The organism is Brevibacillus sp. Leaf182, assembly GCF_001423865.2.
In the GTDB taxonomy this organism is placed as follows: domain Bacteria; phylum Bacillota; class Bacilli; order Brevibacillales; family Brevibacillaceae; genus Brevibacillus; species Brevibacillus brevis_C.
Genome location: NZ_LMPN02000030.1, coordinates 25,315 through 39,407, shown reverse-complemented (window position 1 = coordinate 39,407; position 14,093 = coordinate 25,315). Strand labels below are relative to the sequence as shown.

The following is a 14,093-nucleotide window of genomic DNA, read 5'->3' as shown; positions in this document are numbered from 1 at the left end:
AATCCGTGCTACATTGAGAAAAATGAAAAAGTAAGTTACGAAAGAAAGGTTGGGGATGAACTGACATGAGTGCCTCATCGACACCCATTCACTCTACACCCGCAGGGACTGCGGCACCGACTGTCTATCGCATGCTCTTTGCCATTAGCATTGCGCATCTGTTAAACGACAGCTTGCAAGCGGTCATCCCTGCATTACTTCCTATTGTAGAGAAGAATCTGGCATTAACGTTTACACAAGTCGGAATGATTTTACTCGTCATGAATCTTACTTCATCTGTTTTGCAACCATTCGTCGGTTACTTCTCCGATCGCAAATCGATCCCTTTATTGCCACCACTGGCTTTGATCGTATCGGGATTGGGGATGCTGGCACTCGCTTTCTCCGGCAATTACTATTTCGTTCTCCTAGCAGTCGCCTGTGTTGGGATTGGTTCAGCCATCTTCCACCCAGAAGCCTCACGCTTCGCTCACTTGGCATCCGGTCCTCGCAGAGGGCTAGGGCAATCCATTTTTCAAGTGGGTGGAAATGCTGGGCAAGCACTCGCTCCCTTGATGACCATCCTAGTCTTTGCGAACCTGGGACAGACTGGAGCTGCCTGGTTTCTGCTACCCGCGCTGTTAGCTAGCGGCATCTTGCTCTATGTTGCTCTCTGGTATCGTGGACAACAGCGTTTGAAAAAGGCTACTGCCGCACCTGTCACGTATACGAATCGGAACAAGCGGCTGATTGCCCTCGGCCTCCTGATTGTCATCGTCAGTGTGCGTTCCTGGATGAATGCTGGCTACCAAAGCTTTTACCAGTTTTATTTGATGTATGTGAAAGATATGGATTACGCCAATGCACAGCTCGTCATTTTTGGTTTTCTTTTCGCAGGAGCGATTGGGACATTTTTTGGCGGACCGCTGTCTGACCGATTCGGAAAAAGGAACTTGCTCATCATTTCCACACTCGGTTCACTTCCACTGACATTGCTGACACCTTACGTCTCAGGTTTTTGGGCCTTTCCATTGCTGGTGATTAGCGGCTTTATCATGCTTTCCAGCTTCTCCGTCACGGTCGTATACGCACAGGAGCTACTGCCTGGTAAAATCGGTACCGTATCCGGGCTGATTATCGGGCTTGCGTTCGGAATGGGAGGCATGGGCGCTCTCGTATTCGGCTATCTCGCCGATCTCTACAGTTTGAGCTTTGTTATTCTGTTATGTTCGTTCCTCCCGTTGATTGGTTTTATGGGCTTTTTCCTGCCGAAAGACAAGACACTCCGCGAATGGGCTCACTAATCTATACCAAAGAAAAGTCAAAACAAAAACCCGAGGACACAAATCCTCGGGTTTTGTTAATGCTAGGGATCTAAACCAATACACCTGTTGGTGCGCCCAGCACTTGGGCAATGACTGGTGGATACACCTCAGGCGTACCATACAGTCTCCAAGTACCATCCTCACTTTGACCGAGCAAGCCGTGGATCATCCAATCTGCTGCCAGCATAGCACCCAATTCAGCGCCAATAGACAGCTTGATTGTCTCGCCATTCACACGTTTTGCCGTACAACCAGATGAAGTGATTTCTTGCACGAGTATGGATTCTTCCGTGATATCTTTGATCGCCATCGGGTTGCTGTAAAGATTTTGAGTCGCTTCTTTTTCCAGCACACCACGCAGGCGATAGGATTCCGGCAATGTTTCCTTCAACTCGGCGAACAATGGCTGCATGACAGGATAAAGCGCGTATGGTCCCTGCTTATCCAGCCACTTGAAGAACGCCGTCAAAACAGACATCAGATTTGTTGCCAACGTTTTGGTCGTTGCGTCCGTGCGCGTGAAAATGTCGTGGACGAGGAAGTATACTAGGTCCTCTCTGCGCAACTGCTCCCATGTGAAAGATGGGCCAAACGCTCCTCTGACGAATGAACGGAAGTTGTTCATGACCTCATCGTACTTTTTGACTGTTGCTTCTGACTTGCCCTCGGTCATCTCTTGCACGAAACGACTGATGTCCGCAAGTCTATCAGGATGTACGGTGTACACACTCTCCGGCAACCCCTCGATCAACGGACGGCGCAGCAGGTTATGCACATGTAGGCTGTCATTTGACAACGAGAGGCGCGGACGTAGCATGTCCATACGGATAAAGCGAGCCAAGCCTTGTCCGATTTTATGATCCTGTTCCATTTGCTCCATCAGCTTATGGAGTTTTTCATGCAACTCCTCGTTTTCTGTAGCCGCAACCAAGAGCGGAGCCAAATCATCGAGCTGTTCATGGGAAGTAACCAGCCATTTTTCAGCAAAATAGGTTTGGACTGCCCACTGCAACACTTTTGGTGGCATAGTAGGCTGACTCGTGATGAACAGAGTTCCTTTGGACAAACGAGAACCTGTTGAAGTAAGAACGCGAATCTCCTCTTCGTGCTCAAATGCAAGCAGCAGCAAAAGCTCTGCCACTTCGTCCAACTGCGGTGGATACCCTTCCAGAACCAGGCTGTCATCCTGCAAAATCACTTCTGCCTGTACTTCGTATAGCTCCAGCAAGGCATCCTTTAAATTCGGGAACAAATGCTCTTCCTTGCGTGTCGCATATACCCATATCTCACGAGCACCATCTCGTTTTTTCAGCTCAAATGCAGGGTTCGACTCGATTACTTTCAGCAGTTGTTTACGATCCGGCAAAGCATAGGTACGACGCAGAAGCGATTCTTGCTTCGGTGCTTCCGACTCGCTTGCCGCTTCCCCGAATTGAACGATGAAGTGATACAGCTCTGTCGTATAGCTTCTCTTGCTCGTATCTGCCTTCGCCGCTTCTACTTCTGGATGCTGGTGTAACCACTCGAGCAGGCTTTCCTTGACATGTGGCTGCAAGATGATGCTTCCAGAGAAGAGCATATCACGCAGACCTAGATTCAGCAGGCGCCCTACGATCAATTGTCCAGGGACAACATTCAACGTATTGGCACGAAGCAGATAGTGTTTTTCTTCCGATATCGGTTGTTGAACCGTGATGACATCACGATCCACTTCCACGATTTCATAAACATTCAGGTGTAATCCAGCAAACGCCCGGCGAAGATCAGGCTCCATCCGACGTCCATGCTGTTTGATATAGTTCTCAAGCAGCGTGCTTCCACCTGTTTTGACGTCCAATACGCACCAGTTGAAGAAATGGGCTGCCCACTCAGGACGTGCGACGCTCTCTTGGGTCAAGCCTACTTCTTCGGCAAAACGATTCCGCGCTTCTTGAATCGTCTCGCTGGTTACATTTGCGCCGACAAAATGGTTCAGTCTTTCGACCCAGCCAGCGTATTCTTTTTGCAGCTTTTGCTCGTGGCGGCTACGCAGCTCCGTAATAGGAGTGACAACCCCACAGCATTTTTTGTATTTTTTTCCGCTCCCACAAGGGCACAGTTCGTTTCTTCCTACCGACATAGAGGGTTTGGATCTCCTTTCCATCCCACGCGGCATGCGCGGGGAATCATGCACAATCCCCCTATTTTACCGCATTATTCGTCATGTGTTCAAGTGTTCTCGCTTTGGTTCATGTGCGATACCCACATCCGTGTTGTTGCTTTCCCATTGAACAATAAATTGTTCCAGTCGATTCATCAACCTGACGATGCGCTGCTTCTCGCCCATGCATGCTGAAATAGCAGAGAGTTGGTTCGTGGCAAAAAGCTCCACCACTTCCTTCTCCATGTCTTGAAGGCGAATCCGATAGCCCGCGATAACATCGCGCAGGATGGCAAATCTCTGCTCTAACCGGATCGTAGCCTCAAGCTTACTCATTGTTGTTCACTGGTCGCTAGCACCTGTTGAATGCCAAGTACGATCTGCTCATGCTTATGTTTCTCTTTCATTAGCACTTCTATAGCTTGCATATTGCTTTGTTGAAAATGAGCGACAACTTCTTGGGACATTTCTTGATTTCTTGTCTCCAAGCGGTTGATAGCTTCTTGCATCAGTTTTTGTACTTCCTCGAGAACTTGCTGGTTGGTAATGGTAGACATAGTAGCATCCTCCTTGGTAAATAGTAGTTCTTGTTGTTCTTCCACCTGGTGTAAGGGATTCGCTGGTTCTTCCGATGCAATTTCTTCTGAGACGGACTCGCTGTTTCCTATCGATACAGAAGGGGCAGCAACTGCAACCTCGAGGGCCGCCTGCTCTTCCTTGGAATCTTCGCTACGAGCAATGATGTACATGGTATCACCGTCAATGCGGAAGCGGTCATCTTGCGCAGGGAGAAAAGCAGCATCTGCAGCAATTCCAACTTCCTGCTCCAGAAAATGGACTAATGTGCGAGCAGCTACCTGCGTAATGCCATTGTCGCGGCAAAACGCATACACTTGGTCATTGCCCAAAGTCCACTCTGCCAAAAACCATCTGCTGTCGCCTTGATATTGCACAAAGCGAGGATCGCGTTCCAATTGCAGCATACGAAGAATCTGATTCCAGCCAAACTGCGTTTGACGACGCAGCTCTGCGACAATTTGCTCAAGCTTTTTTGGTGTTTGGCTATCGCGCAAATAGCGATGAGCCAAGTCGTAGACTTGATGCGGCTGGTGAGTGACCTCTACGATCGCCTCTGAGCTTCCAACCCGCACTGGAGACTGCTCCATGTTCAACACTTTATCCAGTATTGTCTCGCAGTCCAGATCCAAAAAAGCATTCAGCTCATTCGCTTCCATCCGGGAGCAGATCTCCGTACGTGGAAGGGAGCGCTCACCGGGCCGGAATACCTTTTTTACAATACTTGGTAGGGTATAAGTTGGCCGTTTCATTGCACTTTCTCCTTCTCGTGATCGGCATTGTTTGCCAAATCAAATGGGAATCAAGAAGATATTCTACAAAAAGAAAAAAAATCCTACCTGCCTTGAAGTGTTTATGAATTCCGATAATGATGAAAGGGAAAACCCGACATGGCTTCTACGCCATATCGGGTTTTGGTTATTGGGTAGCTTTCCATCCCAGCCAGGTTTCTTCCACTGCACCCGTAGCAGCATCGATCTGCAAAGACTTGGCATCTGCTGTCGGTAAATAGGCCAACTGCGGCAGTTTCGCTGAATGCGCACCTACCTTCGGATACCAGTATGCCAAGCGCAGATTTGCTTCTTTGACATACGCATCCTTTGCTTTCTCATCCTTGACAATACCGTCTTTCCTGATGGTAGCAGGCATGGACGGCAGCTCATTTACTTGAGCAAGGACTACATTGCCCTTCTTTGCGTCCACTTCCATGTAAAACAGTGGTCTTTTGGTTGGGATACCATCAATCTCAGGATGAAAAGCAAAGCTACTGATCGGCCGCACCAGATTTTGATCCGCCCAGCCCGGCAGATTTTCTACCAGACGCGTCTCTTTTATGGAGAAAGATTGTTCTTTGGACGATAAGTATTTTTCCACAAATTGTACGGCGATGTCTTTTGCCTCATCATGTGTGAGCGGCTTCTCAAGCTCCTTTTCTACGGGACCGTCCAGCTTGAATTCAATGGGTGATTTTGTTTTACGGTCGAGCGTAATCCACGCGCTTTGATACGAACTTGCATTCCATTCATGGCGATCGATGTCACTGTTTTTGTACTTCTTGTCTTCTTTTACATTTTTGTACGTGCGTTGATTCAGCTTCAGCCCAAAATCCTTCTCGAGCATCTGCTCCATTTTTTTCGTATCTCGCCAGACTCCCATGTCTGCTGTTCCTTTGATTTTCATCGTCTCATTCGTTGTTTTATACACAGACGGAACTTCTTCACCAGTCAGAGCATCTATCGTTGGCAATTGGTCAGGCACGTAAACGAGCTTGCCCGCTGACTCATCGTAGACCAATTCCAAGGATACCTTGTCTTGCCACTCCTTCATTGCCTTTTCAAGCGCTACAGCCTTGCTTGGGTCTGCTACTTCTTCTGCGGTAGGAAGCTTTAGCTTTTCTTGCTGAAAATCGACAACCTGACCCTTTGCGTCAACCATGACCCGTGCTGTCTCTTTGTCCACCCATGTGTTGTTCAACTGTGGGTAGACACTGACAACCGCCAGATGATCCAGCTCAGATACACGATCGTAAGAAAGCATCGCTTGCGGGGAAATAACATGGTCAACCGCTATGTAGTTTCGAATAAAATCGACAGCCTTTTGATAGACTTCCTTTTTATTGATTTTGGTTGCTTTGTCCCGATTCACATCATGCAGGACAAAACTGGTCATATCTCCCTCTGCATTTGTGGAGATAGTGAGCGTCGTATTCGTGGTAATGATACTCTTTCGATCCGAAAGATTAATGACATACCCCGATTTGCTTGTCCCTCCGTATGAGTCCACATGAAGACCCTTCATGAGAGGCACATAGTCCTCTTTCAATTCTGTTAACAAGTGTGCAATGTCTTCTGGCAACTGAATAGGCTCCAAACTTGATTTGCCATCATACGCATAAGAAGACAACGGATGCAGAAGTGCCACTGGTGTCGTGACCATGCTGACTGCCAACACAAACATGGCAGCTCTGTTTCGCTTTTTCACTTGAATACCTCCTCATTACAAGACATTACTGTTAAGACGAGCATCCTGCAAAAACGTTTCTGATTTATCTAAAAAAAGCCAACTGCTCGTTTTGCTTAGCAGTTGGCTTTTTGGTCCATGAATTAATACCCGCGCCAGACTTTACGTCTAAGCACGCCAGCGTACGCCCATTCCTCTTCTTCTGTCATGTCCGCTAGTGTTTGGCTCAAAGCGTTCATTTTGCTGTCGATCTGATCCAGGTAATGGAACATGACAGCTGTAGGCGTTTTTCCAGATACAGCACTACCCCAGCCGTTCTCTACCTCTCCATGATGACTCAAAATGCAATGCTTCAAGTGCAGAACTTCCGCGTCCCCTAAAGAAATATCTAGCTTGCGGCAAATACCGCTTACCATCTCGACTCCCATAACCAAGTGACCAATTAACTGACCTGGCGTGGTGTAGTCCGGGGCGATGGGATCAGACAGCTCGTACAGTTTTCCAATATCGTGTAAGATACAAGTCGCAATCAATACATCCCTGTCTACTTGTGGATACAGTGGCAAGAGGCTCTGTGCCGCTGTCAACAGGGAGACAATATGCTCGAGCAAACCATGATAATAGTTGTGGTGCATGCGAACGCCAGCCGGATAATGGCGAAGACGATCCTGAATCTCCTCTGTTGCCAGCGCTTCTTGAATAATGGCCTTGAGCGTGGCACTCTGCAGGCTGTCGACTGCATGGGTAAGCTTTGTCCACAGTTCCTCTACTGGAACTGGTGAAATCGGAATAAGCGACTCCATCTGAACTTCGTCGGATGCACCAGCCGGTCTGATTCGTTGAATCACCAGTTGCTTTTTCCCACGATACACTTGGACGGCAGCGTCGATCTTCACGACAGCCTTGACGTTAATCCATTCCTTCATTTCTGCATTGACATCCCACAGCTTTGCACTGATCGTACCGGAGCGATCTCCCAACTCCAAGTTCAAGTATTCACTCTGGTTACTCGCTACGCCTGCTTCTTTGTTTTTAATCAAGCAAAAAGCGACAACACGCTCTCCCTCTTGATAATCCAATAAATATTTCATCTATTTGTCCCATCCTAGCTTATTTTTTTCGGAACAGGGTTTCTTCCAGCTTTTTCACTATTTTCTTGCCGACCAGATCATCCGCTGATCGAACCACCTTCGTAATGACAGCCAAGAGGTCTTCTTCGCCATTCCAATGCTCACGTACAATCGATTCATCGATATCCACCAAAATCTTGCGCAACGCATAAACAGCCAAAATGACGTCGTCCACAAGCCCGAATCCGCCGACTAATACCTCCGGAATAAAATCAACCGGGGTAATGAAGTAGGCAACCGCTACTCCCGCTATCGCTTTTGATTGAACACCTACGCGCTTGTCCAGCATAAGGCGAGCCAAGAGAACAAACAAATCTGGTGCAAGCAGTATAAAGTTGGCTACAGAATCATTGACTCCCTTGTCTCGAATGAACGCTTCGATTTTCTCACGCAATTTATCATAAAATCGCTGATGCTTTTCCGGTAATACTACAGGAACCAGTTCGGTCGGCTTCTGAACCACAGGCAGTAGATTTTCGTTGCGGTTTTCTTCACTCATTCTGATCCCTCCGTAGTTGTTTTTTTACATTCGCCTTGTGCCTGAAATACGACCAGGCTGCGATCAATGCGAGCAAAGCGATAAAGAAAATCGCGAGGTTACGAGCAATCAAATCAAACAGCTCATCCCAACGTTCTCCTAATTGCCAGCCAAGCGTCACAAAAAGCAAGCTCCAAAACAGCCCACCCAAATAGGTATAGAGCATGAAAGTCGGAAATGGCAATCGCGTAATTCCGGCGAAATAGGCCGTAAACTGACGAACACCAGGGATGAAATAGCCTAGCGGAAGCGCCCATTTACCGACGCGATTAAACCACTCTTCCGTTTTTTTGTAAACTGTATAGCCCATCCCCAGTCGTTTCCCATATCGTTCGAGAAAAGTGTAGCCTAATGTTCTGCCGATCCAGTATGCCACCGTCATCGCTGTAACGGAACCGAGAAAGCAGACGAAAAAAGTAGGCCAATATTCTAATTTTCCCGTTGAGACAAGAAATCCAGAAAAAACGAGCAGCGTTTCTTCAGGCAAGGGCATCCCCAAAATTCCTAGAAAGAACAATCCAAACAAGGCGCCATACCCATATTGCGCAATATAGTCACCGAAGGTTCCCATTACATCTTCCACGAATGTCACCACTTTTCCAGCAAGCTGCCCTCTTCCATTATGCCAAAAGAAAGGCGCATTCACAAATCAGAGCTCGTATGGCAACTATTAATTTTTGCCAACTTGGAGATACTCTACATCATCAATTGAAAAACGAATCCAGCTTCACCATTCGCCTTACTCTTAGGGGATATTACAGACAAATGACTTGGGACAAACGAGGGATAGCACGGATGTGGAATAAAACATATCGAAGGCTAAAATTCGAATACTACAAGGTGCTGAGAATGAAAGGGGCTCCAGCTTTTGTCGCCCGCGGATTTTCGCTCGGAATCTTCATCGAGTTCATTACCCTGCCTACTTTTGGCCTCGCGTTTTTATTGCTTTTCCCGCTTTGCAAGCTGCTTCGTGCCAGTTTGCCCGCTGGTTTGGTTGCGTTTGTCATCGGAAAGCTCATCTTACCGCTTTTCATCCTTTTTAATTACAATATTGGATACGTGTTGATCGGCAAACCGTTACAAGGGCATTTGATCCATCACGAGTCCGGGATGCAATGGCTTGTCTGGGTGAAAGAAAAAGGACTTGTCTATTTTACCGGGAGTGCCATCATGGGACTGATTGTCGCGTTCATGAGCTACTTTCTCGTTTTAACTGGCCTTCAATTGTATCGCCGCAAGAAATTACGGCGCTCATTGCCTGAGGAAAGCCCTACTCCTTAGTCACTGAACGAAAAAGACCGGTCCGACAATCGAATGTCAGTCCGGTCTTTTTTGCTCGCAATGTTATGCAAAGTAGCCTTGATCGTGCAGGTGCTCCATGATTTCGGCAACAGTTTTGTCTTCTTTCAAGAGCTCCACGGTTACTTCCACTTGCTCTGGGGACAAACCGTTCGCTCCGAGGCTTTCCTTGATCAACACGTCGTTAGGGCGACGGAAGTATGTTTGCAACGTACGCTTCACACGTCCTTCCAGACTTGTTCTCAGCATCAATTCAGTCGTAGACATCTGTTCCACCTCTTTCCTAGCAAGATTTGCGTAACCCCTATTATCTTATAAAACCGTGGAATAATCAACCTTTCTGCGAAATAGCTTCCTTGCATAGTTGATCCCGGTTTTGGTCATGGGCAGAACGGAGATGTTCATCAATCGATACACCATCATACATCAGTTGGGAAAACTGCTCTGTAAGTACATCTTCCTCTACATTATTGGCGATTCCCTCGAAAACAACTGCACGTGCATCCAACAAATACTGGCGATCTCGTGCAATTCGATGCAGAATTTCCTCGCGTCCTTTTGCAGGTACTCCGTGTCCAGGAATGACTTCTTCCACTTCTCCCAGAAGGACCAACCGCTCGATTTTTTCCAGACTCTCCAAATAGGCGCGGCTGTCATCGATAAACGGGAACTCCAAATTGGATAGCATGTCACCGACAACAAGCAGCTTCTGCTCCCGGAACAAGGTCGCCATCTGATCAGGTGTATGTCCTGGTACAGGCAGGAAAAAGACCTCCTGCCAAGCTTGTGCATCCTCCACAAGCTTGGTGAACTTTGGCATTCCTACTTCATACGATCTGACCACGTAATACGAGCCATCAAACCGTTTTGCCTTGTTCAGCTTATCCTCGATCCGACCATCGGTGAGGATTTCCTTTTGTGCAATGATTGTGGCATCCGGAAATTTGCCGGCCCCGACAACATGATCCCAATCTCCGTGAGTCAGGACGAGAACGAGCTCTCTTCCATTCCTTTCCCTTTGCACATAGTCAGCAATCGCCTCTATCTCATGGGGAAAATAGGCCGGATCAAACAAGTAGAGTCGTTGCTCGGTTGATACGACTGCACTGGTCGTTTGCCACAGACAACTTGTAAACAGCTTGTAGGATTGTGGCATATCTATATGCCTGGCATGATGTTGCGCTTATGCTCAGAGATTCGATGCAGGTAATCGATGCGTTCTTTAGCTTCCGGTCGAGTTTCGCCTGTAATCAGTAAACGATCCAGGTCCTCATAGGTGAAGCCCATCTCCTGTTCATCCGTCTGCCCTTCCCACAAATCGGCAGAAGGCGGCTTCGTAATGATCTCTCCAGGCACCCCGAGCTCAGCAGCGAGAATTCGCATCTCATGCTTGGTCAGGCTTGCTACTGGATTAAAGTCGGCAAGACCGTCTCCGCCTTTTGTCATATAGCCAACATGAATCTCGCTGCGGTTGCACGTATCCGCTACCAGGTATCCTTTTTGGTTCGCGATGGCGTACAACACTGTCATGCGCAAACGAGCCTTTGTATTTCCCTTTGTTTTGTCATCAAGCCCAAGTACACTCTCGATAGCAGGAACCAAAGCGTCGTAGGCAGGCCCTACATCAACCGTGTGCAAATTGAATCCAATCGCTTCAGCAAGTTGCTTGGAATCTGTTTCATGAACGGTTTGCGAGTAAGCAGGCAACCAAACGCCAATGACGCGTTCAGAGCCCAATGCACGAACACACAGCGCTGCCGTAACGGCACTGTCAATCCCACCAGAAATACCAACGACTGCACCGCCGAGACCATTTCCGTCAATTTGCTCACGAATAAAGGCAACACGTTTTTCCACGTCTTCTTTTACATGAATCTGGTAGTTCGCCAGATGTTCTTGAAACTTGTCCACGCTACCTACCCCCAGGGTTGATTATTTCTCCCTCATCCTACCATGCCGTTTTCGGTGTGGCAATTGGCGCAGAACAGGACTACACTATATACTATAAAGAGTTCTTGACTAACGAGGAGAAGGAGAGAGTCGATGATTATCCTCAAGACACCTGAAGAAATTGAACTCATGCATGCAGCAGGCAAAATTTTGGCTGCTTGTCATCGTGAGATTGCCAAGATGATTCGTCCAGGCATTTCTACCTGGGAGATTGATCAATTCGTAGAAGAATTTTTGGCTGAAAATGGCGCGACCCCTGAGCAAAAAGGGTTTCATGGATATCCCTATGCCACATGCGGTTCAGTAAATGATGTCATCTGCCATGGCTTCCCGAAAAAAGAGCCTTTGCGTGATGGCGATATCGTCACTATCGACATGGTTGTTCGCAAAAACGGTTGGCTGGCTGACTCCGCTTGGTCTTATGAAGTGGGAACAGTGTCCCCAGAAGCGAAAAAACTGCTGGAAGTCACTGAAAAATCGCTGTATCTCGGTATTGAGCAAGCTGTCGTAGGCAATCGGATCGGTGACATTTCCCACGCCATCCAAACGTATGCACAAGCACAAGGCTATTCTGTCGTGCGTGATTTTACCGGACATGGTATTGGTCAGGAAATGCATGAGGAGCCGTTCGTTCCTCACTTTGGCCCTCCTGGCAGAGGTCAACGCCTTAAAGAAGGCATGGTCATTACCATTGAGCCCATGCTGAACATCGGAACGTACCATGCGACGGTCGATGAAGATGGTTGGACAGCACGTACTCGCGATGGGAAGCTGTCCGCTCAATTCGAGCACACCCTCGCCATTACCGCGAATGGACCTGTTATCTTAACAAAACAATAAGGATGTACGTAAAGCCCTTGCATTGTCAGGGCTTTTTCTTTTTCTCCCAATGTGCTCGGTCGCACATCCAAGCGTTGACATCCCTTGTTCTGCTCCGTATGATGCAAGTACGCTTTGTTACTATCCAGTAACAAACTTATCCGACCAGCAACCGCTAAGTACAAGGAGGGTTTCATCCCATGTCCGATACAATCTCCTCGAAGCAACTACGAGATATCCCATTGTCCGTTCTCGATTTAGCACCCATTACCGAGGGTAGCAACGCCGCTGAATCGTATAAAAACAGTCTCAATCTAGCGCAACAGGTGGAAAATTGGGGCTTTACTCGTTATTGGCTTGCCGAACACCACGCAATGCCCAGTGTCGCCAGCTCTGCCACCTCTGTTCTCATCGGTTATATTGCCGGCGGCACCAGCAAAATCCGTGTTGGCTCAGGCGGCATTATGCTGCCCAATCATGCTCCACTCGTGATCGCCGAGCAATTCGGGACACTGGAGTCTCTCTATCCAGGCCGGATCGACTTAGGTTTGGGACGCGCACCCGGGGCGGACCAACGAACAGCTCGTGCGCTGCGCCGCGATTTGCGGGTTGGTGGAGAGGATTTCCCGGAGTTATTGGAGGAGCTGCGTGAATATCTTCGTCCACGAACAAGCGAGTCGGCATCAGCCATCCGCGCTATTCCTGGCGAAGGTCTGAACATCCCGATCTGGCTGCTCGGTTCCAGCGATTTCTCAGCTCGACTGGCGGGCATGCTCGGATTGCCGTTTGCTTTTGCTGGACATTTTTCTCCTAACTTTACATTGCCTGCATTGCAGACGTATCGTCATTGTTTCCGTCCATCGGAAGTGCTGGATCAGCCATATGCCATGGTTGGCGTCAATGTGATGGCAGCCGATACAGATGAGATCGCAAATCGACTGGCCACCTCCCATTACCAGGCATTCTTAAATCTCGTCCGCGGCGATCTCAAGCCAATCCAACCACCTGTGGACAATATGGATGAGCTATGGAGCGAATTCGAAAAACTGTCTGTCCAAGCACAGCTGCGTTCTTCCATCATCGGCAGCCCTGCTACTGTGAAAAGCAAACTGCAAGAGTTGCTCGATGCTACAGGCGCAGATGAGCTCATGATTACGACGCAAATGTACCACCATGCCGATCGTGTACGCTCTTTTGAAATTGTCGCTGACGTCTGGAAGTCCTAAATGGGGGATGGTATATGACGGAAACAAAACGTCCTCGCGTGCCTCGTGAAAAAGCACAAGAGATCATCTTGAACGCTGCTGAAGAATTGTTTTATCAAGAAGGAATCCATGCCGTCAGTGTAGATGCCATCGTCGAGCGTGCCGGAATGAATAAAATGAGCGTCTATCGGCAGTTTTCCTCGAAAACGGATCTGATTCTCGCCTATATGACCCGAAAGCAAAACGTATTTTGGCAAGAGTGGGAAGAGAGCATCGCCAAGCATCCCAATCGGCCACGGGAGCAAATCATTCAGTTTTTTGCTGATCTGGCTGAGCGAGCGACCAACGAGGAATTTCGCGGCTGTTGCTTTATCAATGTAGCTGTCGAGTTTCCTGATCCGGTTCATCCTGTTCGCGAGTTGGTCTGCTCGCATCAAAAACGAATCCGCGACGCTTTTTTGGACCGCACGACTGCCCTTGGCGCAGCAAATCCATGCGAGCTGGCCTATACGCTTATCTTGTTGATGGAAGGTGCTTACGCGGATAGCCAGACGTACGGAACCGATAGTGCAGCGATCCGCATGGTTCCTGCCATCGTAGAAAAGGTTTTGGACCAAGCGCTTCACAAATAAAAAAGTGGCTCCCTGCCTTCTTCGGGCAGTTGCCACTTCC

Annotated in this window: 15 protein-coding genes; 5 read left to right on the top strand and 10 right to left on the bottom strand. The window is 48.3% G+C overall.

The annotated features are described in order from the left end of the window. Positions 1-65 precede the first annotated feature (65 nt). A complete protein-coding gene (locus ASG16_RS20810; RefSeq protein ID WP_056485587.1) occupies positions 66-1,283 on the top strand; it encodes an MFS transporter in 1,218 nt (405 codons plus the stop codon). A gap of 70 nt (positions 1,284-1,353) precedes the next feature. Here ASG16_RS20810 and ASG16_RS20805 read toward each other — a convergent pair whose 3' ends face one another. The 7 genes from ASG16_RS20805 to ASG16_RS20775 all read right to left on the bottom strand — a co-directional run bounded on the left by ASG16_RS20805 (position 1,354) and on the right by ASG16_RS20775 (position 8,731). After that, positions 1,354-3,423 carry a YecA family protein gene (locus ASG16_RS20805; RefSeq protein WP_056485584.1) on the bottom strand — a complete coding sequence of 690 codons (2,070 nt, stop codon included), beginning with the start codon at positions 3,421-3,423 and terminating at the stop codon, positions 1,354-1,356. Between the two features lie 81 nt (positions 3,424-3,504). Further along, entirely contained in the window at positions 3,505-3,780 is a 276-nt protein-coding gene (locus ASG16_RS20800) for a hypothetical protein (RefSeq protein ID WP_056485582.1), read from the bottom strand. After that, entirely contained in the window at positions 3,777-4,772 is a 996-nt protein-coding gene (locus tag ASG16_RS20795) for a hypothetical protein (RefSeq protein WP_056485579.1), read from the bottom strand. The genes ASG16_RS20800 and ASG16_RS20795 overlap by 4 nt, the downstream gene beginning before the upstream one ends. A gap of 166 nt (positions 4,773-4,938) precedes the next feature. Beyond that, the gene (locus ASG16_RS20790) at positions 4,939-6,501 is read right to left on the bottom strand and encodes a YcdB/YcdC domain-containing protein (RefSeq protein ID WP_056485576.1); all 1,563 of its coding nucleotides are present in this window, start codon (positions 6,499-6,501) and stop codon (positions 4,939-4,941) included. A 122-nt stretch (positions 6,502-6,623) separates the two neighbouring features. Then, the gene (locus ASG16_RS20785) at positions 6,624-7,571 is read right to left on the bottom strand and encodes a 3'-5' exoribonuclease YhaM family protein (protein WP_048033925.1); all 948 of its coding nucleotides are present in this window, start codon (positions 7,569-7,571) and stop codon (positions 6,624-6,626) included. 19 nt (positions 7,572-7,590) lie between these two features. Then, on the bottom strand, positions 7,591-8,109 hold the full coding sequence (locus ASG16_RS20780; RefSeq protein WP_056485573.1) for a YkvA family protein: 519 nt from the start codon (positions 8,107-8,109) through the stop codon (positions 7,591-7,593). Continuing rightward, positions 8,102-8,731 carry a DedA family protein gene (locus ASG16_RS20775; protein ID WP_048035903.1) on the bottom strand — a complete coding sequence of 210 codons (630 nt, stop codon included), beginning with the start codon at positions 8,729-8,731 and terminating at the stop codon, positions 8,102-8,104. Before ASG16_RS20775 ends, ASG16_RS20780 begins: the two co-directional genes overlap by 8 nt. Positions 8,732-8,943: 212 nt before the next feature. Here ASG16_RS20775 and ASG16_RS20770 point away from each other — a divergent pair, with 212 nt between their 5' ends. After that, the gene (locus tag ASG16_RS20770; RefSeq protein ID WP_056485570.1) at positions 8,944-9,429 is read left to right on the top strand and encodes a DUF2062 domain-containing protein; all 486 of its coding nucleotides are present in this window, start codon (positions 8,944-8,946) and stop codon (positions 9,427-9,429) included. Positions 9,430-9,492: 63 nt separating this feature from the next. Here the strand turns inward: ASG16_RS20770 and ASG16_RS20765 are convergent, their stop codons facing one another. The 3 genes from ASG16_RS20765 to nadE form a co-directional block, all read right to left on the bottom strand. After that, complete coding sequence (locus ASG16_RS20765; protein WP_048033928.1) at positions 9,493-9,714, bottom strand: hypothetical protein; 222 nt, start codon at positions 9,712-9,714, stop codon at positions 9,493-9,495. Positions 9,715-9,778: 64 nt separating this feature from the next. Continuing rightward, positions 9,779-10,603, bottom strand: a complete 825-nt coding sequence (locus ASG16_RS20760) for an MBL fold metallo-hydrolase (protein WP_056485567.1) — start codon at positions 10,601-10,603, stop codon at positions 9,779-9,781. A gap of 2 nt (positions 10,604-10,605) precedes the next feature. Beyond that, the gene (gene nadE, locus ASG16_RS20755) at positions 10,606-11,358 is read right to left on the bottom strand and encodes an NAD(+) synthase (protein ID WP_056485565.1); all 753 of its coding nucleotides are present in this window, start codon (positions 11,356-11,358) and stop codon (positions 10,606-10,608) included. Between the two features lie 132 nt (positions 11,359-11,490). Between nadE and map the strand changes: the two genes are divergently transcribed. The 3 genes from map (at position 11,491) to ASG16_RS20740 (ending at position 14,053) form a co-directional block, all read left to right on the top strand. Then, positions 11,491-12,237 (top strand): type I methionyl aminopeptidase, encoded by a 747-nt coding sequence (map, locus tag ASG16_RS20750; protein ID WP_056485564.1) that lies wholly within the window; start codon positions 11,491-11,493, stop codon positions 12,235-12,237. A gap of 179 nt (positions 12,238-12,416) precedes the next feature. After that, a complete protein-coding gene (locus ASG16_RS20745; protein WP_056485562.1) occupies positions 12,417-13,442 on the top strand; it encodes an LLM class flavin-dependent oxidoreductase in 1,026 nt (341 codons plus the stop codon). Between the two features lie 14 nt (positions 13,443-13,456). Then, on the top strand, positions 13,457-14,053 hold the full coding sequence (locus ASG16_RS20740) for a TetR/AcrR family transcriptional regulator (protein WP_056485559.1): 597 nt from the start codon (positions 13,457-13,459) through the stop codon (positions 14,051-14,053). The last annotated feature ends 40 nt before the right edge of the window (positions 14,054-14,093 follow it).

What these genes read in the sequence shown, in the direction of transcription:
- ASG16_RS20800 (WP_056485582.1), bottom strand. Translation starts at nt 3,780, where the DNA reads ATGAGTAAGCTTGAGGCTACGATCCGGTTAGAGCAGAGATTTGCCATC.
- ASG16_RS20770 (WP_056485570.1), top strand. Translation starts at nt 8,944, where the DNA reads ATGTGGAATAAAACATATCGAAGGCTAAAATTCGAATACTACAAGGTG.
- ASG16_RS20805 (WP_056485584.1), bottom strand. Translation starts at nt 3,423, where the DNA reads ATGTCGGTAGGAAGAAACGAACTGTGCCCTTGTGGGAGCGGAAAAAAA.
- ASG16_RS20745 (WP_056485562.1), top strand. Translation starts at nt 12,417, where the DNA reads ATGTCCGATACAATCTCCTCGAAGCAACTACGAGATATCCCATTGTCC.
- ASG16_RS20765 (WP_048033928.1), bottom strand. Translation starts at nt 9,714, where the DNA reads ATGTCTACGACTGAATTGATGCTGAGAACAAGTCTGGAAGGACGTGTG.
- ASG16_RS20810 (WP_056485587.1), top strand. Translation starts at nt 66, where the DNA reads ATGAGTGCCTCATCGACACCCATTCACTCTACACCCGCAGGGACTGCG.
- ASG16_RS20795 (WP_056485579.1), bottom strand. Translation starts at nt 4,772, where the DNA reads ATGAAACGGCCAACTTATACCCTACCAAGTATTGTAAAAAAGGTATTC.
- map (WP_056485564.1), top strand. Translation starts at nt 11,491, where the DNA reads ATGATTATCCTCAAGACACCTGAAGAAATTGAACTCATGCATGCAGCA.
- ASG16_RS20760 (WP_056485567.1), bottom strand. Translation starts at nt 10,603, where the DNA reads ATGCCACAATCCTACAAGCTGTTTACAAGTTGTCTGTGGCAAACGACC.
- ASG16_RS20780 (WP_056485573.1), bottom strand. Translation starts at nt 8,109, where the DNA reads ATGAGTGAAGAAAACCGCAACGAAAATCTACTGCCTGTGGTTCAGAAG.
- ASG16_RS20785 (WP_048033925.1), bottom strand. Translation starts at nt 7,571, where the DNA reads ATGAAATATTTATTGGATTATCAAGAGGGAGAGCGTGTTGTCGCTTTT.
- ASG16_RS20740 (WP_056485559.1), top strand. Translation starts at nt 13,457, where the DNA reads ATGACGGAAACAAAACGTCCTCGCGTGCCTCGTGAAAAAGCACAAGAG.